The sequence below is a fragment of the Pseudomonas sp. SWRI81 genome (assembly GCF_014268545.1).
Lineage (GTDB): Bacteria > Pseudomonadota > Gammaproteobacteria > Pseudomonadales > Pseudomonadaceae > Aquipseudomonas > Aquipseudomonas hamedanensis.
In genome coordinates this window covers 99,883-121,467 of the sequence record NZ_JABWQS010000001.1, presented here as the reverse complement: position 1 = coordinate 121,467, position 21,585 = coordinate 99,883, and the positions used below count along the sequence as shown (strand labels likewise).

Genomic DNA, 21,585 nt, shown 5'->3' with positions numbered 1-21,585 from the left:
CGATCACTTGCCGCGATTGAGTCGCCGCAAATGACCCAGCACCGACTCCAGCGCACGGTCGAAGAGCAAGGTGTCGTCCAGTATGCGCACCGTGCCACGGCAAAACGCCTGGGCCAGGTCTGTGCGACTGCGCTCCAGCACTTTCATGCCGGTGCGGTCGACAAAAACGTATTGGCCCGTCGCGTCGATGATCGCGGCGAGCTTGCAGCGCAACGCCTGCCCGTCCTCGTCGTCAAACGTCACCCAGTGGCCCATGCGCAGTTGCTCAACCTGGCGCAGGCCGGCGTCGTCCTGTGGCACACCCGCCGACGGTGTCGCGGCAGCAATGGGGTCGACGCCCAGCTGCAAAACGTCTGGCGACACTTCAATCATGCCCGTTGCGTGGCGATCAGTATCATCGGAACGCTCCAGCACGCGGACATGCAGCGCTTCCAGCGCACTGAAGAATTCACTGGTAGCAAACGGATCGAACGCCGTGCTGCTCAAGCCGTCACGCAGCGACTTGAGCAACCCCGGCAGCAGCGCCAGCAGACGCAAGCTGGACTCGGCGTCGTCATGACGCTGCACGCTCCAGATCAATTGTTCCATGGTCTGCACGTCGGCCTGCCACTCGGCAGACTGGTCGCCATGTTTGAGGCAGGTCAACAGCAGCACTTTGCTCCAGGCGTGCTGCACAAACGCAAGCACCGAGGCCGGCACCACTTCGCCCAACAGCGCCTGCTGCAACGCTTGTTCGACGCGACGCCGGGCCAGGTCGGCTTTCGCCCGGCCTTCTTCGGCGTCACGCAAGCGCTGTTCGAGCAGCTCGGTGCGCCGGCGTTCGTCCTGGGTGAATGCGAGGAAATCGGCGAGCAGTTCGGAAAATATCGCCGGGTCATCGACAAACTCCGTCAGCAGGCGCTGCACCACTTGCTCGATGCGCACGTAGAGACTGTCCCGAGCATCGCCGTCACAGTCGCTCCAGCCCATGGCGGCATCGGCGATTTCATTGAGCAGGCGTCGCGCCGGATGCGTGCTGCGGCTGAAGAAACTCTTGTCGAGCACGGCAACCTTGAGCATTGGAATCTGCAACCGGGCAATCAGCGCCTTGAGCGAGTCGGGGACATTGCGATCCTCGATAATGCTCTCGAAGACCATGGCAATCAGGTTGATGACATCTTCGTCGGCGGTGCCGACCACACGGGACTTGCCGCTCCTGACGCTGACCCGGGTCAGCAATTGTTCGAGCTGGTTGCGCAGATCAAAGTCTTCCTGCGCCTCAAGCGCCGGCACGTATTGTTGCAAGTGCGAGAGCAAGCGCAGCAGATCGCGCGTATTGATCGGTTGCGCCGGGGCGCCGGGCTCCAGTGTGGGCGCGACACGGCCACGCACATGCACCAGTAATTGCTGCAACGCCGCGAACGCTTCCTCCACGCCGTCATCCGCTGGGGGCGGATCGTCGTGTACTTCGAAGGAAATGTCGGCCGAAGCATGCTCGCTCTTGCGCCGCGTCGTCGCCGGTTTCAAATGCGGCAAGACGCCGGTAGCGAGCAGCAGTTGGTTGGCTTCGGCATACAGCTGTTCGGTGTCGGCCAGCACATAGCGTTCGAACAGCTTGAGCAGGATCAGCTTGACCTTGATTTCGACGCCGAGGTTACGTCCGGCCTGCAAGAAGTACTCGCACAGCATCGCCGGGCCGAGCGGGTTGTGCGGATTTTCCAGACGGTTGCCAAGCAGCGCACTGAACCGTGCCGTCAGTTGATCAAGCGCGAAGCCATCACGCTTGAGCACGCGACTGACCATGGTTTGCACGGCAACGGTACGCTCCCTGTCATCGGTGCGCGGCGCCGACTCTTCAATCACCCGCGTGCGTGGCAGGCGATCGGCAGCGGGATCGTATTGGGTGAGGCTGGCAAAGGCTTCGAAGAATTGTTCGAGAAAGCCGCGCTCGATGTTTTTGCGCTTGAGGCGCAAATCGCGCATGGCTTCGAAAAAGATATTCTGATCAACGTCATTACGCGCCCGATCAGCCATTTCAAACAGCGTGTCGTCAGCGTTATCGAACAGCTCCTGCAAGCCGTGGCGCAACTGCTGGGCGGCCTTGTCGCGAACCTGAAGCAGAATCACCGGCAGGCGGGCAAGCGGCGCGCGATCAGCCTGATCGCCAGCGGCCCTGTGCAAAGGCACTACTTTCCCGTCGTTGTGCATCCAAGCCTCCTGGAGCGGTGATTCGGTTCGTCGTTTTGACACTGCCCCGGTGGAGTCGTTCGTCAAAGCCATGACGTCAAATACAAGGCGGATTATCTTGCAAAAGATGTCCGCGATGCTATAGGCGTCAGGGTTTCCCCTATGCCCGCGCCCCTCTGTGACGACGGCGCCGCGCACTCGGCTTACGGAAAAATCGACCAGATGCAGTCAGCCGCGCGCGTTCTCGCCTTGGGTTGGCTCGCGCCCTGCCCCTATAATCGAATCACTTTGTTTGTGGAGTCCGTTATGCCGAATCTACGTCTCGCCGATCTGACCGCCGAAATCGAAGCCAACGTGCGCCGTGCGTTGCTCGAAGACGTCGGCAGCGGCGACATCACCGCGCAACTGATCCCGGCCGAACGCCTGGCCAAAGCCACCATCATTACCCGTGACGACGCGGTCATCTGCGGCACTGCGTGGGTCGATGCGGTGTTTCGCCAGCTCGATCCGCGCGTGGCGGTGCATTGGCAAGTGGTCGATGGCGAGCGGGTCAAGGCCAATCAGCCGTTGTTTCATCTGGAAGGTCCGGCCCGTTCACTGCTGACCGGCGAACGCAGCGCACTGAACTTTTTGCAGCTGCTTTCAGGTGTGGCGACGCGTGCGCAGTACCTGGCGGACTTCGTCGCGCAAACGCAGGTCAAGCTGCTCGACACCCGCAAGACCCTGCCTGGCCTGCGTCTGGCGCAGAAATATGCGGTGACCTGCGGTGGTTGCCACAACCACCGCATCGGTCTCTACGACGCCTTCCTGATCAAGGAAAACCACATCGCTGCCAGCGGTGGCATCGCCGAAGCGGTGGCTGCCGCACACAAGATCGCCCCGGGCAAACCGGTCGAGATCGAAGTGGAAAGTCTTGGAGAACTGAAGGAGGCGCTGGAAGCCGGCGCCGACATCATCATGCTCGACGAGTTGAGCCTGGATGACATGCGCGAAGCCGTACGCCTGAATGGCGGCAAGGCGAAACTGGAAGCCAGCGGTGGCATCAACGAAAGCACACTGCTGCCGATCGCCGAGACGGGCGTGGATTACATCTCCATCGGCGCGATGACCAAGGACGTCAAAGCGGTGGACCTGTCGATGCGCCTCAGCCTTTAAACGCAGCGGTAAGCTACAAGCTACAAGCTACAAGCTACAAGCTACAAGCCAGAGCGTCTCTGCTTTGACTTGAAGCTTGAAGCTTGTGGCTCTCGTCAAACGACGAGATTGTTCATCTCGCAGTACTCGTCCCACTCGACACCCAATACTTCAGCCGCCTCTTTATGCAGTTCCAGGCGCTTGGCCTCAAACTCCTCCGGCGTGCTGGTGTATTTGAGGGTCAGCTCCCACGGCTGCAAGCCCTGCGCTTCGGCTTCGTCTTCGAAGGCCCACTGGATCTGGTCTTTCTGATCATCAGGACTCAGGTCCTTGATCTCTTCCCGCAATTGCGGCGTTTCTTCGAGGTACTTAACCAGCGCTTCTTCGTGCCTGGCTTCTTGGGATAATTCTTTAGCGGTCATGGCGTTCTCGCTGATCTGGGAATGGAAGATGGATCTGGATCATCAAGGATCTCTCTGACGCAGGAAGCCATTGGTAGCTCGGTTTTCCTGGCCTTCAGAACCATTCGTGGATCATCTGAAAACAAAGGTGCTTGCTTGTCTGGGACAGAGGAATCCTAACAGAGACGCAAGCCAGTGCAACCGGGGGAATGAAGGGCGGTATGCGCCTGGTTACAGTTTCCTGTTTCCATGCGCGAAATTCACTGCGTATAAATCCCCACCAATCGCCTTTTAGGTTACGACAAACGAAACCTTCACATTGACCGCCCAAGAACATGCAACTATATTCAGTTGCAACAAAAGGCCAGTATGTCAAAGACTGAAAAACTTCTCGCCAAGCTAATCAACGGGCACAGCGCATTCACATGGTCCGAGCTTGTCACGCTGTTAGGTCGGCTTGGTTACTCCCAGCTGGAAGGATCCGGTAGCAGGATCAAATTCGACAATGGGGATCCGAGCGCAATGATCAACCTGCACAAGCCACATCCCGGAAATGAGATCAAGACATACGCAAGACGCCAGATTATCGAGCAACTGAAAACAGGAGGCCTGATTCCATGAGTTCCCAGCTGCACTACAAAGGCTATGTTGGCTCTATTGAAGCGAGCACCGAGGATAAGTGCCTGTTCGGAAAACTCCTTTTCATCAGGGCGCTGGTGAATTATGAAGGACAAACGGTGGCTGAACTGGAAGCAGCCTTTCGCGAGGCGGTAGATGACTATTTACAAACCTGTCAGCACCTCGGGCAGAAGCCTGAAATCCCGTGCAAAGGTTCGTTCAATGTTCGCATCGGGCACGATCTGCACTTGGCAGCGGCTTTGGCAGCAACCCGTCAAAATGTGTCGTTGAATGATCTGACACGCCAAGCACTGAACGAATACCTCCAACACCACGCATAAAACCGAAGGCGAAAAAATTTTTGCCCGAGACAGGAATCGAACCTGCGACCTTCGCGTTACGAGTGCGCTGCTCTACCGGCTGAGCTACACGGGCGGTGTGCTAAACCTAGCACTGGACTCGGGCTGCGGCAAATTTGTGGCTTGCCTGATGGTTTTCTTTTGAGAACTACATTTGTGGCAATTTCTTTATTTCAGGCAAAAAAATGCCCCCGCCGTTTGCACGGCGGGGGCATTTTCATTGGGCTAAAGCGTCGGGGGGATTAAACGCCCGAAGCCTTGGCCGCTGCCACGTCTTTGATGGACAGCTTGATACGGCCGCGGTTGTCCACGTCCAGTACCAGCACTTCCACTTCCTGGCCTTCTTTGAGGATGTCGGTCACTTTCTCTACACGAGCGTCGCTCAGCATCGAGATGTGCACCAGACCGTCCTTGCCCGGCAGGATGTTGACGAATGCGCCGAAGTCGACGATGCGCTCAACCTTGCCGACGTAGATCTTGCCGATCTCGGCTTCGGCAGTGATGCTCAGAACGCGCTGACGTGCTGCTTCTGCGGCATCCTTGGTTTCGCCGAAGATCTTGATCGAACCGTCGTCTTCGATGTCGATCGAAGCCTTGGTTTCTTCGCAGATCGCACGGATGGTCGCGCCACCCTTACCGATAACGTCACGGATCTTGTCGGTGTCGATCTTCATCGCGATCATGGTCGGTGCGTTGGCCGACAGTTCGGTACGCGACTGGCCAATGATCTGGTTCATCTGGCCGAGGATGTTCAGGCGCGCTTCCAGGGCCTGGCCCAGAGCGATTTCCATGATCTCTTCGGTGATGCCTTTGATCTTGATGTCCATCTGCAGCGCGGTCACACCTTTGGCGGTACCGGCTACCTTGAAGTCCATGTCGCCCAGGTGATCTTCGTCGCCGAGGATGTCGGTCAGGACGGCGAACTTCTCGCCTTCTTTAACCAGACCCATGGCGATACCGGCCACTGGTGCCTTCATCGGCACACCAGCGTCCATCAGCGCGAGGGAAGCACCGCACACGGAAGCCATCGAGCTCGAACCGTTGGATTCGGTGATCTCCGAAACCACGCGGATGGTGTACGGGAACACGTCAGCGGCTGGCAGCATCGCCGAAACCGAACGACGGGCCAGACGGCCGTGACCGATTTCGCGACGACCGGCGCCACCCATACGACCGCACTCGCCCACCGAGAACGGCGGGAAGTTGTAGTGCAGCATGAACGGGTCTTTCTTTTCGCCTTCCAGAGTGTCCAGCAGTTGTGCGTCACGGGCGGTGCCCAGAGTCGCGACTACCAGAGCCTGGGTTTCGCCACGGGTGAACAGCGCCGAACCGTGAGTCTTCGGCAGAACGCCGACTTCGATGTTCAGCGGACGTACGGTTTTGGTGTCGCGACCGTCGATACGTGGCTTGCCGTTAACGATGTTTTCGCGAACGGTGCGGTATTCGATTTCGCCAAAGGCAGCTTTGACTTCAGCAGCGGAAGGCTGGCCTTCTTCACCGGACAGCTTGGCAACCACCTGATCCTTCAACTCACCCAGACGAGCGTAACGGTCGGCCTTGATGGTGATGGTGTAAGCCTGGGAGATCGCTTCGCCGAACTCGGCACGGATAGCGCCCAGCAGTTCGGTGGCTTCAGGCGCAGGCGCCCAGTTCCAGGTTGGCTTGGCGGCTTCGGCAGCGAGTTCTTTGACAGCGTTGATCACAACCTGAAATTCGTCGTGAGCGAACAGTACCGCGCCCAGCATCTGGTCTTCGGTCAGCTCTTTGGCTTCCGATTCAACCATCAGCACAGCGTCGGCAGTACCGGCCACGACCATGTCCAGGCTCGAAGCGGCTTGCTGTTCGTAAGTCGGGTTCAGCAGGTAGCCGGTGCTTTCGTGGAAAGCCACGCGAGCGGCGCCGATCGGGCCGTCGAATGGAATGCCGGAAATGGCCAGGGCAGCCGAGGTACCGATCATCGCAGCGATGTCCGGATCGGTCTTCTTGCTGGTGGAAACGACGGTGCAGACGACCTGCACTTCGTTCATGAAGCCTTCTGGGAACAGCGGACGGATCGGGCGGTCGATCAGTCGGGAAGTCAGGGTTTCTTTCTCGGAAGGACGGCCTTCACGCTTGAAGAAACCGCCAGGGATCTTACCGGCAGCGTAAGTCTTTTCCTGGTAGTGAACGGACAGAGGGAAGAAACCCTTGCCCGGATCGGCTTGTTTTGCACCGACGACAGTCACCAACACGCTGACGTCGTCGTCAACGGTGACCAATACTGCGCCGGAGGCCTGACGGGCGATACGGCCTGTCTCGAGGGTAACGGTCGATTGACCGAACTGGAATTTTTTGATTACCGGGTTCACGGTGTCCTACCTTCTTTGTGGCTCTTGGGGGAAACGGTTTCTTGCGAATTCTTGGGCAATCTCGGGAATCGGCCCGAGGGCAATTGTCCGGGTGTTACAGGTAAAGCCATATTGCAGATAAAACTTGAGGCTGGGAGCCTGCAAGGCGCCAGCGGAAAACCGCTGACGTCTGGCAGACAACCAACCTCATAGCGCAATCGCTGATTAGCGACGCAGACCCAGGCGAGCGATCAGAGCAGCGTAACGGCTCACGTCCTTGCCTTTCAGGTAGTCCAGCAGCTTGCGACGCTGGTTTACCATGCGGATCAGACCACGACGGGAGTGGTGATCTTTACCGTTGGCCTTGAAGTGACCTTGCAGTTTGTTGATGTTGGCGGTCAGCAGTGCAACCTGCACTTCTGGCGAACCAGTGTCACCAACAGCTTGCTGGTAGTCAGCAACGATTTGAGCTTTTTCTTGAACGTCGAGAGCCATGAGGCAATCCTTCCTTATCAGGAAACTGTTTCAGGGAAACAGCTTCAACAGGCCAGGGACAAATCCCTGTATCTATAAATGAGTAGTGACCATGCCTGTTAACAGCCACACTCGCCGGCCCGCTTTCGCAGACCGGTTCCGGTCATTCTGACCGAATCAAGCGACGCGGCGCGATGCGCCCGTCTTCGCTCACTTCACCGATACCGATGAAGCGACCATTGTGATCCTGTACCCGCACCATGCCGAACTTCGGCGCATCCGGGGCGCGCACCGGCTGGCCGTTGAGCCAGTAGAACGCGCTCGCTTCGGAGAAGTGCAGTAACGGCCAATCCTGCAGGCCGCTGTCCGATGGCATCAGGAAGCGATCGACCGCTTCGTTGCCGCCTTCGGCATGTACCGCTTCCAGCTCTTCGAGGGTCACGGTTTGCGCCAGGGTAAAAGGCCCGGCCTGGGTCCGACGCAGTTCTGCGACGTACGCACCACAACCGAGTTGCTCACCGATATCCTCCACCAGGGTGCGAATATAGGTGCCCTTGCTGCAGTCCACCGCAAGCCGCGCAGTATCGCCTTCGAAGGCCAGCAATTCCAAGCGCGCAATAGTAACAGAACGCGGTTCGCGCTCCACTACTTCGCCTGCACGTGCCAGTTTGTACAACGGCTGGCCATCACGCTTGAGCGCCGAGTACATCGGCGGTATCTGACTGATTTGCCCGCGAAATTTCGGCAGCACCGCTTCGACATCGGCGCGACCAACGGTCACCGGACGCTCCTGCAAAACCTCACCTTCGGCATCGGCCGTGGTGGTGGTCTTGCCCAATTGCGCCAGAGTCTCGTAGCCCTTGTCGGAATCGAGCAGGTATTGCGAGAACTTGGTCGCCTCGCCAAAGCACAACGGCAGCACGCCGGTGGCCAGCGGGTCGAGGCTGCCGGTGTGCCCGGCCTTCTCGGCATTGAGCAGCCAGCGCACCTTCTGCAAGGCGGCGTTGGAGGTGAACCCCAACGGCTTGTCCAACAGGATGATGCCGCTGACGTTACGACGGATACGTTTGACCTGAGCCACCGAATTACTCCTTGGTGTCTTCAGGTGCAGGAGCGGCAACGTGCTGATTGTCTTCAGCCACGGCACGCTCGATCAATGCCGACAGGTGCGCGCCACGCACGACGGACTCGTCGTAGTGGAAGTGCAATTGCGGCACGCTGCGCAGCTTCATTTCACGGGCCAGTTGCATGCGCAGGAAACCTGCGGCGGCATTCAGCACCTTGATGCTTTGCGCGATGTCTTCAGCGTTGTCCTGGCCCATCACGGTGATGAAAATTTTCGCGTGACCGACGTCACGGGACACTTCCACAGCGGTAATGGTGACGAGACCGACGCGCGGATCCTTGACTTCGCGACGGATCAGTTGAGCCAGCTCGCGCTGCATCTGATCGCCGATACGTTGGGTACGGCTGTATTCTTTTGCCATGATTTGTTACCTGTTACTGCCCAGCGGTGAGATCCGCAAGGTCTGAAAGCGGCAAACGCCCGGCCTGACAAAAGCCAGACCGGGCGTTGCGTTTAGAGTCCGGACGCTGTGCCGTGCATTTGCATGCTACGGCCCATCGTGGCCCTTGAAGTGCGCGAGTCAGAGGCTGCGAGCAACCTGAACCTTCTCGAAGACTTCGATCTTGTCGCCGACTTTGACGTCGTTGTAGCTCTTCACGCCGATACCGCATTCCATGCCGGCACGGACTTCGGAAGCGTCATCCTTGAAGCGGCGCAGGGATTCCAGCTCGCCTTCGAAGATAACGATGTCTTCACGCAGAACGCGGATCGGACGGTTACGGTGCACAACACCTTCGATGACCATGCAACCGGCGATCGCGCCAAACTTCGGCGAACGGAACACGTCGCGCACTTCGGCCACACCCAGGATGTTCTCGCGAACATCGCTGCCGAGCATGCCGGTCAGGGCTTTCTTGACGTCTTCGATGATGTCGTAGATCACGTTGTAGTAACGCATATCCAGACCTTCCTGCTCGACGATCTTGCGAGCGCCGGCATCGGCACGCACGTTGAAGCCGAACAGTACAGCGTTGGAAGCCAGTGCCAGGTTGGCGTCGGACTCGGTGATACCACCGACACCGCCACCCACTACGCGCACTTGTACTTCGTCGTTGCCCAGGCCATTCAAGGCACCGTTCAACGCTTCCAGCGAACCACGGACGTCGGATTTGAGGACGATGTTAAGCGTCTTCTTCTCAGCCTGACCCATGTTTTCGAAGATGTTTTCCAGCTTGCCGGCGTGAGCGCGAGCCAGTTTGACTTCGCGGAACTTGCCTTGACGGAACAGAGCCACTTCACGGGCTTTCTTCTCGTCGGCAACTACGCTCATCTCGTCGCCAGCGTCCGGCGTACCGTCCAGGCCGAGAATCTCGACAGGGATGGAAGGACCGGCTTCCTTGATTGGCTTGCCGTTCTCGTCGAGCATGGCACGCACGCGGCCATAGTTCGAACCGACCAGAACCATGTCGCCTTGGCGCAGGGTACCGTCTTGAACCAGCACGGTCGCAACCGGGCCACGGCCCTTGTCGAGACGCGATTCAACCACAACACCACGGCCAGGAGCCGACGGGGTTGCCTTCAGTTCGAGAACTTCGGCTTGCAGCAGAACGGCTTCAAGCAGCTCGTCAACGCCAGTACCCATCTTCGCCGAAACCGGAACGAATGGTGTGTCGCCACCCCACTCTTCGGAAGTCACGCCGTGAACCGACAGTTCGCTGCGGATGCGATCGAGATCGGCGCCCGGCTTGTCGATCTTGTTCACCGCTACCACCAGAGGCACGCCAGCAGCCTGAGCATGCTGAACCGCTTCGATGGTTTGTGGCATCACGCCGTCGTCCGCTGCAACCACAAGGATCACGATGTCGGTCGCCTTGGCACCACGGGCACGCATTGCGGTAAACGCAGCGTGACCCGGGGTATCGAGGAAAGTGACCATGCCGCGATCAGTCTCAACGTGGTATGCACCGATGTGCTGGGTGATACCGCCGGCTTCGCCAGCCGCTACCTTGGCACGACGGATGTAGTCGAGCAGGGAAGTTTTACCGTGGTCAACGTGGCCCATTACGGTCACGACTGGAGCACGGGAGAACGACTCACCTTCAAACTTCAGGGACTCGGCCAGGGAATCTTCCAGGGCGGTGTCGCTGACCAGGGTCACTTTGTGGCCCAGTTCTTCGGCTACCAGTTGAGCAGTTTCCTGATCAAGCACCTGGTTGATGGTCGCTGGGGTACCCAGTTTGAACATGAACTTGATGATTTCGGCAGCCTTGACCGACATCTGGTTGGCGAGATCGCCAACGGTGATGGTCTCGCCGATCTGCACGTCACGCACGACAGGGCCGGTCGGGCTCTGGAAACCGTGGGCGTTGCGCTTCTTCAGCTTGGCCTTGCCGCGACCACCACGACGGAAGCCATCGCTTTCTTCGTCGGTGGTACGAGGTGCCACACGTGGCGCCGGGGCTTTTTCTTTGACCGAAGCACGATGCGGAGCGTTTTTACGCTCGCCATCGCCGCCACCGCTGCGACGATTGTTATCGTCGGCACGTGGCTTGTCCGGACGGCGCTGTTCGTTCTGCTTGTTGCGAACGTCAGCCGACGGCGCTGGAGCAGCGGCAACCACCGGTGCGCTTTCGCGAACAGGCTCGGCTGCGGCAGCCGGCGCCGAAACGGCGTTGCTGGCAGCGTTCTGCGCGGCAGCAGGCTGGCGACGCGCTTCTTCTTCGGCGCGTTGCTTGGCTTCTTCTTCAGCCTTCTGACGGGCAGCATTTTCTACTGCGCGACGCTCATCCAGTTCACGCTTGCGCTCGGCCTCGATTTCTTCCGGGCTGCGCTGTACGAAAACTTTCTTCTTGCGAACTTCAACGCTGATGCTCTTGCTACCAGCCACACGCAGGGTGCTGGTGGTTTTACGCTGCAGCGTGATCTTGCGTGGTTCTTCCACTTTCGCCTTGTGACTGCTCTTCAAGTGAGTCAGCAGGGATTGCTTCTCACTGTCAGTCACATTTTCGTCGGCGGCGGTGTGCGGCAGACCTGCCTCACGCATCTGCTGCAACAGGCGCTCTACCGGTGTTTTGACCTCATCGGCCAGTTGTTTCACCGTGACTTGCGTCATGCACTTCTCTCCTCAGGCCGCGCCTAATTACTCGAACCAGTGGGCTCGGGCGGCCATGATCAACTTGCCGGCACGATCATCGTCAATGCCGTCGATGTCGAGCAGGTCGTCAATAGACTGCTCGGCCAGGTCTTCGCGGGTAATTACGCCGCGCACCGCCAGTTCCATCGCCAAATCCTTGTCCATACCCTCAAGCGAGAGCAGGTCTTCGGCCGGATGGGCGTCTGCCAGCTTTTCCTCAGTAGCGATGGCTTTGGTCAACAAACGATCCTTGGCGCGAGCGCGAAGCTCGTTGACGATATCCTCGTCAAAGCCGTCGATGTTGAGCATTTCTTCCACCGGTACGTAGGCAATCTCTTCCAGGCTGGTGAAGCCTTCGTCAACCAGCACCTGCGCCAGTTCTTCGTCGACTTCCAGCTCGTCGATGAAGTTGCGCAGGATGTCGCCGGTTTCCGCTTGCTGCTTAGCCTGGATGTCCGATTCGGTCATCACGTTCAGGGTCCAGCCAGTCAATTGGCTGGCCAGACGTACGTTCTGACCACCGCGACCGATGGCCTGAGCCAGATTGTCTGCGCCAACGGCGATGTCCATGGCATGGGCATCTTCGTCAACAATAATTGCCGCAACCTCGGCCGGGGACATGGCGTTGATCACGAACTGCGCCGGGTTGTCGTCCCACAGCACGATATCAACACGTTCACCGCCCAATTCACCCGATACTGCCTGGACGCGCGAACCGCGCATACCGATGCAGGCACCTTGTGGATCGATGCGCTTGTCCTTGGAGCGAACGGCGATCTTGGCGCGCGAACCCGGATCACGGGACGCAGCCATGACCTCGATGAGGCCTTCAGCAATTTCCGGCACTTCGATACGGAACAGCTCGATCAGCATTTCCGGCGCGGTACGCGACAGGATCAACTGCGGGCCGCGGTTCTCGGTGCGGATTTCCTTGAGCAGCGCACGCAGACGCACGCCGACACGGAAGGTTTCGCGAGAAATGATGTCTTCACGGGCCAGCAACGCTTCAGCGTTGTTACCCAGATCGACGATCACATTGTCGCGGGTGACTTTCTTCACGGTGCCAGAGATGATTTCCCCCAGGCGCTCGCGATAGGCGTCAACCACCTGTGCGCGCTCGGCTTCACGCACTTTCTGCACGATGACTTGCTTGGCAGTCTGTGCAGCGATGCGGCCGAACTCGATCGATTCGATTTTTTCTTCAACGACGTCGCCAACCTTGGCACCAGGATGCGTTTCAGCAACCTTGCTTGGCCAGGTTTCGATGGCCGGATCATCGAGATCATTCTCTTCGACGACCGTCCAGCGACGGAAGGTTTCGTAGGCACCGGTGTGGCGGTTGATTTCCACACGCAGGTCCACTTCGTCTTCAAAACGCTTCTTGGTAGCAGTGGCCAGAGCCAGCTCCAGCGCTTCAAAAATTACGCTTGCCGGTACACCCTTTTCATTGGATACCGACTCAACAACCAGCAGTACTTCTTTGCTCATCGTACGCCTCGCCTTTCGCAAGCCATTGGATCCGCGGGATCCGCGTCTCAGTCAAAACTGGGAATAATGTTGGCCTTGTCGACCATATCGATCGGCAACAGGAACTCATGGTCTTCTACCTGCACCACGACATCCTGCTCTTCTACACCGCGCAGAAGGCCCTGAAAGTTGCGTCGACCTTCGAAAGGCGAGCGCAGCTTGATCTTCACTTGTTCACCGGCAAACTTTGCAAACTGCTCAAGAGTGAACAGCGGGCGCTCCATGCCAGGCGAGGAAACTTCAAGGGTGTATTCAACGGCAATTGGATCTTCGACATCCAGAACACCGCTGATCTGACGGCTGACAATGGCGCAATCGTCCACCAGCACGCCGCCCTCTTTATCAATATAAACGCGCAACATCGAGTGCCGACCCTGAGCCGAAAACTCGATACCCCAGCATTCATAGCCCAGGGCCACGACCACCGGGGCCAGCAAGGCCTGCAACTCTTCTAGCTTGCTCGACACCTGAACCCCCTAGTGCATGATATGTGCATGCTTTGCAAAATAAAAAAATGGGCATAACGCCCATCCTTGAAACGCCGTCGAACAGCGGCGTTGAAGTGTCCAGCTAACAAAAAGCCCCTTAAAAGGGGCTCCTGAAACTGGTTGCGGGGGCCGGATTTGAACCGACGACCTTCGGGTTATGAGCCCGACGAGCTACCAGACTGCTCCACCCCGCGACAAAGCTGGGGCGGAAGTATACGACCGATCCCTTTTAGGGTCAATGTAACCTTCCACCTGCAAGAAAGCCCGCAACAGCGGGCTCTCCTGACTAATTGGTACCGAGAAGGGGACTCGAACCCCTACACCCTATGGGCACAACCACCTCAAGGTTGCGTGTCTACCAATTCCACCACCTCGGCAAAACTACGTTTGAAACCCTTCTTACTTCTGCTCTTGAGCTGGAGGTACGTCAGTCGCTGGAGTAGCCGACTTTTGCTCTTGAAGCACCGGGACATCATCAGAAGCCGGTTGTTGCTTAGGTACTTCCAACACTGCTGGATCTGGCAATCCTGCTTGAGTCAGCTGATGAGCTTTCTCTTTAGCAAAGTAACCTAACCCCAAGCTGGTTATGAAGAAACCGGCGGCAAGTATAGCAGTAAACTTACTAAGAAAGGTAGAGGAACCTTGGCTTCCGAACACAGTATTTGAAGCACCTGCTCCGAAAGACGCGCCAGCGTCCGCACCCTTACCCTGCTGCAGCAAAACCAGAGCAACTACGCCCAATGCACCCAGCAGATGAAAAACGACTACGACTGTTTCCAGCATTTTTTCAGTTTCCCGCGGCGCGACAGATCGCACCGAACTCATCTGCATTCAGGGAAGCTCCACCAATGAGCCCCCCATCGATATCCGGCATGCCGAACAGTTCGACCGCATTGGCCGCCTTCACGCTGCCGCCGTATAGAAGCCGCACACCTCGTGCGACTTCAGAATTCTCTGCCGCCAACTGCTCGCGAATGGCTTTATGCACATCCTGAGCCTGTTGCGGCGTTGCAGTCAGTCCGGTACCAATGGCCCAGACCGGCTCGTAAGCAATGACTGCCTTGGCAAAGGCACCGACACCCAGCTCCTCGATGATGCTGCCCAGCTGACGCCCGACAACCTCAAGAGTTTTCCCGGCTTCGCGCTGCTCAAGGGTTTCCCCTACACACAACACCGGGATCAAGCCACATGCCTGTGCCGCTGCGAACTTGCGATTCAGCATTCCGTCTCGCTCGCCCAGAATCTGACGGCGTTCGGAGTGCCCGACAAGCACGAGGGAACAACCTGCATCCACCAATTGACTCGGCGCAATTTCACCGGTCAATGCGCCTTGCATGGCTTCCACCGCAGAATTCTGCGCGCCGACCGAAATCGACTTGCCTTTCAAGCCATCAATCACTTGATTGATATGCAAGCAAGGCGGGAATACCGCGACATCAACACCGCTTGGCAAGGCCAGATGACGAAGGCCGTTGATCAGCTCAGCGACGCTGGCGCGGGTACCGTGCATCTTCCAGTTACCAGCTACCATAGGGCGACGCATGCTGTACCTCGTCGGTCAAAGTGGGCGCAGATGTTACCCAACACAATCATGGCTGGCAAGCCGTATCAGGCAGAAACTTCAGTTACCAGTTTTGCCAGTTCCTCGGCGTAGCCGCGAACCTGTGTTTCGTCCTCGCCTTCGACCATCACACGCACGAGCGGCTCTGTCCCGGACTTGCGCAGGAGCACTCGACCGCGCCCCGCCATGGCCTGGGTAACACGCGCACTGGCTTCCTTGACAGCGGGATGCTCCAGCGGGCTTTCGCCACCACCGAAACGCACATTGATCAGCACCTGGGGACATTTGCGCAATGCCTGACGAGACTGCGCCAAGCCTTCATTGCGAGTCTTCAGCGCCATCAGCACCTGCAGCGCCGCGATGATCGCATCGCCGGTGGTCGTGTGATTGAAGCAAACGATATGCCCCGAATTCTCTCCACCGACCAGCCAGTCGCGCTCCAGCAATTCGGCAATCACATAGCGGTCGCCGACGTTGGCGCGAATGAACGGAATCGAAAGATCCGCCAGGGCCAGTTCGAGACCCAGATTACTCATGAGCGTCCCTACTACACCGCCGTGCAGCTTTCCGCGCTCATGCAGGTCGCGGGCGATGATGAACAGCAGTTCGTCACCATCAACAATGGCGCCTGTGTGATCGACCATCAAGACGCGATCACCGTCGCCATCGAACGCGATACCCAAGTCGGCGTGTTCGGCCAGCACCGCAGCCTGCAACTGATCCATATGAGTCGAGCCGCAGTTGTCGTTGATATTCAGCCCGTTTGGCTGTGCCGACAACACGACAACTTCCGCACCCAGCTCGCGGAAAACACTGGGCGCCACCTTATAGGTCGCACCATGGGCGCAGTCGAGGACAATCTTGAGGCCGGAGAAGCTGGTACCGGTCGGCACGCTGCTCTTGCAGAATTCGATATAGCGCCCGGACGCGTCGTTGATTCGCGACACCTTGCCGATCTTGCTCGACTCGACCACGGTCATCGGTGCATCGAGCAATTCCTCGATCATCAACTCGACCTCATCCGGCAGCTTGGTGCCCTTGCCAGAGAAAAACTTGATGCCGTTATCGTCATGGGGGTTGTGCGAGGCACTGATGACAATGCCGGCCTCGGCCTGGAACGTACGCGACAGATAAGCAATGGCCGGTGTCGGCATCGGGCCCAGCAGCATCACGTCAGCACCTGCCGATGTCAGACCCGCCTCGAGTGCAGATTCGAACATGTAGCCGGAAATTCGCGTGTCCTTGCCAACCAGCACCTTGCAGGCGCCCATCTTGCGGAACGCCATGCCCGCCGCCCAGCCGAGCTTGAGCATGAAGTCAGGAGTAATCGGGTAAACACCGACACGACCACGAATGCCGTCGGTGCCAAAATATTTCTTGCTCATAAGTACTCCATCATTCTTATTCGGCTGATTCCACGGCCGCGATCATCCGCACCACGTCTACCGTTTCCGCCACATCATGGACGCGCAATATACGCGCGCCCTTGGCCGATGCCAGTGCCGCCAGCGCCAGACCGCCGTACAGTCGCTCGCCCACAGGACGATTCAAGGCGTGCCCGATCATGCTCTTGCGCGACACGCCGACCAACAGCGGTCGCCCCAGCGCATGCAGGTCTTCCATATGCTTGAACAAGCTTAGATTGTGCTGCAGGGTTTTGGCGAAACCGAAACCGGGGTCGAGGATGATACGTTCGACAGGAATACCCGCTAACGCACATTGTGCCATTCGCTCAATAAGAAACTCGCCAACCTCGCGGGTGACATCCTGATACTGCGGATTGTCCTGCATATCGCCAGGCTCACCCAGCATGTGCATAAGACAGACCGGCAGCCCCGTTGCCGCCGCCGCGTCCAGTGCGCCATCGCGCCTGAGCGAGCGCACATCATTGATCAATCCGGCGCCAAGCCGCGCGCTTTCACGCATGACGGCAGGGGTCGACGTATCGACCGAGATAATGACATCCAGCTCGCGACTGATCAGCTCGACGACCGGCGCTACGCGCTCAAGCTCCTCCAGCGGCGAAACTGCTCGTGCACCCGGTCGGGTCGATTCGCCACCGACATCGATCAGTGTCGCACCGGCCAGCACCATCGCTTCAGCATGACGCAACGCCGCATCGAGCTGGCTGTAGCGGCCACCATCGGAGAAGGAATCAGGAGTGACATTGAGAATGCCCATGACATGCGTCTGGGCCAAATCAAGAACCCGGTTGCCGCAAGGCAACCGGGTCAGGGACTGTACAGAAGTCATTTCAAGCCTTAAACGTCAGCAGCCGGACCGCCAATCGGTTTTTCCGGACGCTCGTCCTGCACGACGGGCGGCGGAGGCGTACCGGTGCCACCTGACCAGTCGCGCGGCTCGCGAGGCGTACGACCCGCCATGATGTCGTCAATCTGTTCGGCATCAATGGTTTCGTACTTCATCAACGCATCAGCCATTGCATCGAGCTTGTCACGGTTGTCCGTGAGGATCTGCTTGGCGGTGCCATAGCAGTGATCAATGATGCTGCGCACTTCAGAGTCGATCAATTTGGCTGTCTCACCGGAGAAGCTGGCAGCCTGACCACCACCGCCGCGGCCGAGGAACACTTCACCCTCTTCTTCGGCGTACATCAGCGGACCGAGCTTTTCCGACAGCCCCCACTTGGTGACCATGTTTCGAGCAATCTGGCTGGCACGCATGATGTCGTTCGACGCACCGGTCGTAACCCCGTCGAAGCCCAGGGTCATTTCCTCAGCGATACGGCCACCATACAGCGAGCAGATCTGACTGATCAGTGCACGCTTGGACAGGCTGTAGCGATCCTCTTCCGGCAGGAACATCGTCACACCCAGCGCTCGACCGCGCGGGATGATCGAGACCTTGTACACCGGGTCATGCTCAGGCACGACACGACCAACAATGGCGTGACCGGCTTCGTGATAAGCGGTGTTCTGCTTCTCTTTCTCGGACATGACCATGGATTTGCGCTCGGCGCCCATCATGATCTTGTCCTTGGCCAGCTCGAACTCTTTCATCTCGACAATACGCTTGCCGCTGCGCGCAGCGAACAGCGAGGCCTCGTTGACCAGGTTGGCCAGGTCGGCACCGGAGAAGCCCGGGGTACCACGTGCGATCACGGCCGGAGCAACGTCGTCGCCCATTGGCACTTTACGCATGTGCACTTTCAAAATCTGTTCGCGACCACGAATGTCCGGCAAGCCCACCACCACCTGACGGTCGAAGCGGCCCGGACGCAGCAGCGCAGGGTCGAGCACGTCTGGACGGTTGGTCGCAGCAATCACGATAATGCCGTCATTCATTTCGAAGCCGTCCATCTCTACCAGCAACTGGTTGAGAGTCTGCTCACGCTCGTCATGACCGCCGCCCATACCGGCGCCACGATGGCGACCTACGGCGTCGATCTCATCGATGAAGATGATGCAAGGCGCGTGCTTCTTGGCCTGTTCGAACATGTCACGGACACGGCTGGCACCGACACCGACGAACATCTCGACGAAGTCAGAACCGGAAATGGTGAAGAACGGTACTTTGGCTTCACCGGCAATCGCCTTGGCGAGCAAGGTTTTACCGGTACCTGGCGGGCCGACCATCAGCACGCCGCGCGGTATGCGACCGCCCAGGCGCTGAAACTTGCCCGGATCACGCAGGAATTCAACCAGTTCGCCAACTTCTTCCTTGGCTTCGTCGCAACCGGCAACGTCAGCCAGGGTGGTTTTCACCTGATCTTCGGAAAGCAGGCGCGCCTTGCTCTTGCCGAAACTCATCGGCCCGCCCTTGCCACCGGCACCGCCCTGCATCTGGCGCATGAAGAACATGAACACCGCGATGATCACCAGGATCGGGAAGCTGGCCACCAGAAGCTGGGTCCAGATGCTTTGCTGCTCAGGCTGCTTGCCCTCAACCACTACATGATTGTCGACCAGATCGCCGATCAAGCCGTTGTCCTGAATTGCCGGACGAATGGTCTTGAAGCTGTCGCCATCGGTACGCTTGCCGGTAATCACATAGCCATCAACGGCTACGCGCTCGACCTTGCCATCCTTGACCTGCTGGATGAAGTCGGAATAGTTGAGGGTCTGCGGCTCGTTAGGGCTGGAGAAGTTGTTCATCACCGTCACCAGGACAGCCGCGATGATCAACCACAGGATCAGATTCTTTGCCATATCGTTCAATTAACTACCCTCTGAAGCAAGCTCCGCTACTGGCGCGCGCTTCGCATGATATTCACCGGCCTAACTTACTACATTACCTACAACTCTGGCAGGCGCCGTCTGTAACCCTTTGTGAAACACTTTCTACACAATATTCGCTTATGCAGGCAGAGCGAAATATGAAAAACCTATCGCCCGACCAAAAAAACCCGCTTTATTCATTACCGCCGCGGTAGCCCCAGGCCAACATATATTGCTCACGGGAGCTGCCACGGGAGGAGTCTGGCTTGATCATCTGGATCTTGTCGAATTTCTTGCGAGCATCCTTCAGATAAACATCGAACCCTTCGCCCTGGAAAATCTTGATAACGAAATTGCCACCGGGCTTGAGTATCCGTTCCGCCAGATCAAGGGCCAGCTCGCAGAGAAACATGGCTTTGGGCATGTCCACTTCGGGCGTACCACTCATATTGGGGGCCATATCGGAAATCACAAGGTCCACCTGTGAATTACCCACGGCCTCAAGAATCTCGGCAAGCACGGCATCCTCAGTGAAGTCGCCCTGAATAAAATGCACGTCAGGGATGCTGTCCATTTCCAGAATGTCAGAGGCGATCAAACGTCCCTGCCCGCCGATCAGCCGACTGGTGACCTGCGACCAGCCACCCGGCGCGGCGCCGAGGTCGACTACGCTCATGCCCGGACGGATCAGTTTGTATTTTTCCTGGATCTCCAGAAGCTTGTAACTCGCACGCGAGCGGTAGCCATCCTTCTGCGCCTGCTTCACATAGGGATCGTTGACATGTCTTTTCAGCCAACCAAGGCTTGTCTTGGAACGCGCCATTGGGCACCTCGATGATAAGGGTCGTGATTAATTGGGCGGATCCACGAACCCTCGGGTAAAATGGCCGCCATTTTACAGAATCCAGACGAAAGGGTCAGATTATGCCGCTCACTCCAGAGCAGAAGAAACAGTACAAATCCATCGGCCACCACCTCAAACCAGTGTTGACGGTGGCGGACAACGGTTTGACTGAAGGTGTGCTAGCCGAACTCGAACGCGCCTTGGCCGATCACGAGCTGATCAAGGTCAAGCTCAATATCCTCGACCGCGAGTCGCGCCTGGCGCACATCGCCGAACTGTGCAAGGTCGGCAAAGCGGACCTGGTACAGGTCATCGGCAAGATGGCACTGATTTACCGCAAGAACTTCAGCGTCAACAAGCAGCTGTCGAACGTTCATCGCTTCAAGTGATGACCCGGGTCAGGGGTGTGCTTCGCGCACCCTGCCACTCCATCCCGGCACTGGCTGCATCACCAGCACCAGCCCGGAAAAGCCCAGCACCAGATAACTGAACACCTGCCAGCGCTGCGCATCCGGCCAGCCGACACGCACTGCGATATACATCGCGCACGCGTACAACGCCATCAACAACACCTGCCCGCGAAAATCCCGCCATAGACTGCCAGGGCCCTCGGCCTGTACCAGCACCAAAACCTGAAAGACCACGCATAAAGCGGCGAATCCCACCACCAGCACTTCAAATGCGCTGGCAACTTCGTCGATCAACAGCGGCGCCAGACCGATCTGGCCCAACGCCGGCTGCAAACCGATGTGAATCAACCATAGACCACCGACCCAAAGCATCTGGGTCAGCTGCCAAAGCATGGCGCCCGCATGCAGCGGGCGCCTTCTTTCAGATGTGACGAACTTCGACAATCTCGTACTCGATCACGCCGCTTGGCGTTTTGACGGCGACCACGTCGCCCTCTTCCTTGCCGATCAAGGCGCGGGCCAGCGGCGAACCGACAGAAATCTTGCCGAGTTTGAAGTCAGCCTCATCCTCACCCACGATGTGGTAAGTGACGCTTTCATCCGTCTCGACATTGGCGATTTCAACGGTTGTGCCGAAAATCACTTTGCCGGTGTGCGGGATGGTGGTGACGTCGATGATCACAGCGTTCTGCATACGGCCTTCGATGTCACGAATCCGCGCCTCGACCATGCCTTGCTGTTCGCGCGCAGCATGGTATTCAGCGTTTTCTTTCAAGTCACCCAACTCGCGGGCCGTACCAATGTCCTGGCTGAGCTTCGGACGAACGACCTTGGTCAGGTGAGCATGTTCTTCTTCCAGGGCTTTGGCGCCCTGAACAGTCATCGGGTACTTGGTTATG

The 21,585-nt window shown here is 58.1% G+C and carries 21 protein-coding genes and 3 tRNA genes; 4 read left to right on the top strand and 20 right to left on the bottom strand.

What is annotated here, in order from left to right; genetic code table 11:
• Nucleotides 1-3: 3 nt before the first annotated feature.
• Entirely contained in the window at nucleotides 4-2,187 is a 2,184-nt protein-coding gene (locus HU765_RS00515) for a DUF1631 domain-containing protein (protein WP_186618642.1), read from the bottom strand.
• 285 nt (nucleotides 2,188-2,472) lie between these two features.
• Here HU765_RS00515 and nadC point away from each other — a divergent pair, with 285 nt between their 5' ends.
• The gene (nadC, locus tag HU765_RS00510; RefSeq protein ID WP_186547320.1) at nucleotides 2,473-3,321 is read left to right on the top strand and encodes a carboxylating nicotinate-nucleotide diphosphorylase; all 849 of its coding nucleotides are present in this window, start codon (nucleotides 2,473-2,475) and stop codon (nucleotides 3,319-3,321) included.
• A 95-nt stretch (nucleotides 3,322-3,416) separates the two neighbouring features.
• On the opposite strand, the gene HU765_RS00505 is transcribed toward nadC, so the two are convergent.
• Complete coding sequence (locus HU765_RS00505; RefSeq protein ID WP_186618641.1) at nucleotides 3,417-3,722, bottom strand: DUF6388 family protein; 306 nt, start codon at nucleotides 3,720-3,722, stop codon at nucleotides 3,417-3,419.
• A 348-nt stretch (nucleotides 3,723-4,070) separates the two neighbouring features.
• Between HU765_RS00505 and HU765_RS00500 the strand changes: the two genes are divergently transcribed.
• Nucleotides 4,071-4,322, top strand: a complete 252-nt coding sequence (locus tag HU765_RS00500) for a type II toxin-antitoxin system HicA family toxin (RefSeq protein WP_186618640.1) — start codon at nucleotides 4,071-4,073, stop codon at nucleotides 4,320-4,322.
• The gene (locus HU765_RS00495; RefSeq protein ID WP_186618639.1) at nucleotides 4,319-4,660 is read left to right on the top strand and encodes a type II toxin-antitoxin system HicB family antitoxin; all 342 of its coding nucleotides are present in this window, start codon (nucleotides 4,319-4,321) and stop codon (nucleotides 4,658-4,660) included. The genes HU765_RS00500 and HU765_RS00495 overlap by 4 nt, the downstream gene beginning before the upstream one ends.
• Nucleotides 4,661-4,681: 21 nt before the next feature.
• Here HU765_RS00495 and HU765_RS00490 read toward each other — a convergent pair.
• From HU765_RS00490 to rlmE, 16 genes are all read right to left on the bottom strand, one after another.
• Nucleotides 4,682-4,754 (bottom strand) — tRNA-Thr (locus tag HU765_RS00490).
• A gap of 166 nt (nucleotides 4,755-4,920) precedes the next feature.
• Nucleotides 4,921-7,026: a polyribonucleotide nucleotidyltransferase gene (gene pnp / locus HU765_RS00485; protein ID WP_186618638.1), complete on the bottom strand. Its 2,106-nt coding sequence runs from the start codon at nucleotides 7,024-7,026 to the stop codon at nucleotides 4,921-4,923.
• A 204-nt stretch (nucleotides 7,027-7,230) separates the two neighbouring features.
• A complete protein-coding gene (gene rpsO, locus HU765_RS00480) occupies nucleotides 7,231-7,500 on the bottom strand; it encodes a 30S ribosomal protein S15 (protein WP_016771751.1) in 270 nt (89 codons plus the stop codon).
• Nucleotides 7,501-7,642: 142 nt separating this feature from the next.
• Nucleotides 7,643-8,560, bottom strand: a complete 918-nt coding sequence (truB, locus tag HU765_RS00475) for a tRNA pseudouridine(55) synthase TruB (RefSeq protein ID WP_024011571.1) — start codon at nucleotides 8,558-8,560, stop codon at nucleotides 7,643-7,645.
• A gap of 4 nt (nucleotides 8,561-8,564) precedes the next feature.
• Entirely contained in the window at nucleotides 8,565-8,966 is a 402-nt protein-coding gene (gene rbfA, locus HU765_RS00470; protein ID WP_016771753.1) for a 30S ribosome-binding factor RbfA, read from the bottom strand.
• 159 nt (nucleotides 8,967-9,125) lie between these two features.
• Nucleotides 9,126-11,657 carry a translation initiation factor IF-2 gene (gene infB, locus HU765_RS00465; protein WP_186618637.1) on the bottom strand — a complete coding sequence of 844 codons (2,532 nt, stop codon included), beginning with the start codon at nucleotides 11,655-11,657 and terminating at the stop codon, nucleotides 9,126-9,128.
• A gap of 27 nt (nucleotides 11,658-11,684) precedes the next feature.
• Nucleotides 11,685-13,166 (bottom strand): transcription termination factor NusA, encoded by a 1,482-nt coding sequence (nusA, locus tag HU765_RS00460; protein ID WP_186618636.1) that lies wholly within the window; start codon nucleotides 13,164-13,166, stop codon nucleotides 11,685-11,687.
• A 47-nt stretch (nucleotides 13,167-13,213) separates the two neighbouring features.
• Nucleotides 13,214-13,672 (bottom strand): ribosome maturation factor RimP, encoded by a 459-nt coding sequence (rimP, locus tag HU765_RS00455; RefSeq protein ID WP_149657639.1) that lies wholly within the window; start codon nucleotides 13,670-13,672, stop codon nucleotides 13,214-13,216.
• 138 nt (nucleotides 13,673-13,810) lie between these two features.
• Nucleotides 13,811-13,887 (bottom strand) — tRNA-Met (locus tag HU765_RS00450).
• Between the two features lie 97 nt (nucleotides 13,888-13,984).
• A tRNA-Leu gene (locus tag HU765_RS00445) sits at nucleotides 13,985-14,070 on the bottom strand.
• A gap of 22 nt (nucleotides 14,071-14,092) precedes the next feature.
• Entirely contained in the window at nucleotides 14,093-14,476 is a 384-nt protein-coding gene (gene secG, locus HU765_RS00440) for a preprotein translocase subunit SecG (protein WP_016771756.1), read from the bottom strand.
• A 4-nt stretch (nucleotides 14,477-14,480) separates the two neighbouring features.
• Nucleotides 14,481-15,236, bottom strand: coding sequence for a triose-phosphate isomerase (tpiA, locus tag HU765_RS00435; RefSeq protein ID WP_186547344.1), 756 nt, complete (start codon nucleotides 15,234-15,236; stop codon nucleotides 14,481-14,483).
• A 65-nt stretch (nucleotides 15,237-15,301) separates the two neighbouring features.
• Nucleotides 15,302-16,639, bottom strand: coding sequence for a phosphoglucosamine mutase (glmM, locus tag HU765_RS00430; RefSeq protein ID WP_186547345.1), 1,338 nt, complete (start codon nucleotides 16,637-16,639; stop codon nucleotides 15,302-15,304).
• A gap of 16 nt (nucleotides 16,640-16,655) precedes the next feature.
• Nucleotides 16,656-17,507, bottom strand: coding sequence for a dihydropteroate synthase (folP, locus tag HU765_RS00425; protein WP_186618635.1), 852 nt, complete (start codon nucleotides 17,505-17,507; stop codon nucleotides 16,656-16,658).
• Nucleotides 17,508-17,515: 8 nt separating this feature from the next.
• The gene (gene ftsH, locus HU765_RS00420; RefSeq protein WP_101158080.1) at nucleotides 17,516-19,423 is read right to left on the bottom strand and encodes an ATP-dependent zinc metalloprotease FtsH; all 1,908 of its coding nucleotides are present in this window, start codon (nucleotides 19,421-19,423) and stop codon (nucleotides 17,516-17,518) included.
• Nucleotides 19,424-19,625: 202 nt separating this feature from the next.
• Complete coding sequence (gene rlmE, locus HU765_RS00415; protein ID WP_186547347.1) at nucleotides 19,626-20,255, bottom strand: 23S rRNA (uridine(2552)-2'-O)-methyltransferase RlmE; 630 nt, start codon at nucleotides 20,253-20,255, stop codon at nucleotides 19,626-19,628.
• Nucleotides 20,256-20,356: 101 nt separating this feature from the next.
• Here rlmE and HU765_RS00410 point away from each other — a divergent pair, with 101 nt between their 5' ends.
• Nucleotides 20,357-20,665 carry a YhbY family RNA-binding protein gene (locus HU765_RS00410; RefSeq protein WP_186547348.1) on the top strand — a complete coding sequence of 103 codons (309 nt, stop codon included), beginning with the start codon at nucleotides 20,357-20,359 and terminating at the stop codon, nucleotides 20,663-20,665.
• A 9-nt stretch (nucleotides 20,666-20,674) separates the two neighbouring features.
• Here HU765_RS00410 and HU765_RS00405 read toward each other — a convergent pair whose 3' ends face one another.
• Complete coding sequence (locus HU765_RS00405; protein WP_186547349.1) at nucleotides 20,675-21,079, bottom strand: MFS transporter; 405 nt, start codon at nucleotides 21,077-21,079, stop codon at nucleotides 20,675-20,677.
• 28 nt (nucleotides 21,080-21,107) lie between these two features.
• Nucleotides 21,108-21,584, bottom strand: a complete 477-nt coding sequence (greA, locus tag HU765_RS00400; RefSeq protein ID WP_186547382.1) for a transcription elongation factor GreA — start codon at nucleotides 21,582-21,584, stop codon at nucleotides 21,108-21,110.
• Between the last annotated feature and the right edge of the window lies 1 nt (nucleotide 21,585).

Coding starts and splice junctions, on each gene's coding strand:
- HU765_RS00515 (WP_186618642.1), bottom strand. CDS start 2,187: ATGCACAACGACGGGAAAGTAGTGCCTTTGCACAGGGCCGCTGGCGAT.
- infB (WP_186618637.1), bottom strand. CDS start 11,657: ATGACGCAAGTCACGGTGAAACAACTGGCCGATGAGGTCAAAACACCG.
- nusA (WP_186618636.1), bottom strand. CDS start 13,166: ATGAGCAAAGAAGTACTGCTGGTTGTTGAGTCGGTATCCAATGAAAAG.
- rbfA (WP_016771753.1), bottom strand. CDS start 8,966: ATGGCAAAAGAATACAGCCGTACCCAACGTATCGGCGATCAGATGCAG.
- rlmE (WP_186547347.1), bottom strand. CDS start 20,255: ATGGCGCGTTCCAAGACAAGCCTTGGTTGGCTGAAAAGACATGTCAAC.
- HU765_RS00495 (WP_186618639.1), top strand. CDS start 4,319: ATGAGTTCCCAGCTGCACTACAAAGGCTATGTTGGCTCTATTGAAGCG.
- rpsO (WP_016771751.1), bottom strand. CDS start 7,500: ATGGCTCTCGACGTTCAAGAAAAAGCTCAAATCGTTGCTGACTACCAG.
- ftsH (WP_101158080.1), bottom strand. CDS start 19,423: ATGGCAAAGAATCTGATCCTGTGGTTGATCATCGCGGCTGTCCTGGTG.
- tpiA (WP_186547344.1), bottom strand. CDS start 15,236: ATGCGTCGCCCTATGGTAGCTGGTAACTGGAAGATGCACGGTACCCGC.
- HU765_RS00505 (WP_186618641.1), bottom strand. CDS start 3,722: ATGACCGCTAAAGAATTATCCCAAGAAGCCAGGCACGAAGAAGCGCTG.
- HU765_RS00410 (WP_186547348.1), top strand. CDS start 20,357: ATGCCGCTCACTCCAGAGCAGAAGAAACAGTACAAATCCATCGGCCAC.
- secG (WP_016771756.1), bottom strand. CDS start 14,476: ATGCTGGAAACAGTCGTAGTCGTTTTTCATCTGCTGGGTGCATTGGGC.
- nadC (WP_186547320.1), top strand. CDS start 2,473: ATGCCGAATCTACGTCTCGCCGATCTGACCGCCGAAATCGAAGCCAAC.
- glmM (WP_186547345.1), bottom strand. CDS start 16,639: ATGAGCAAGAAATATTTTGGCACCGACGGCATTCGTGGTCGTGTCGGT.
- folP (WP_186618635.1), bottom strand. CDS start 17,507: ATGACTTCTGTACAGTCCCTGACCCGGTTGCCTTGCGGCAACCGGGTT.
- HU765_RS00405 (WP_186547349.1), bottom strand. CDS start 21,079: ATGCTTTGGCAGCTGACCCAGATGCTTTGGGTCGGTGGTCTATGGTTG.
- HU765_RS00500 (WP_186618640.1), top strand. CDS start 4,071: ATGTCAAAGACTGAAAAACTTCTCGCCAAGCTAATCAACGGGCACAGC.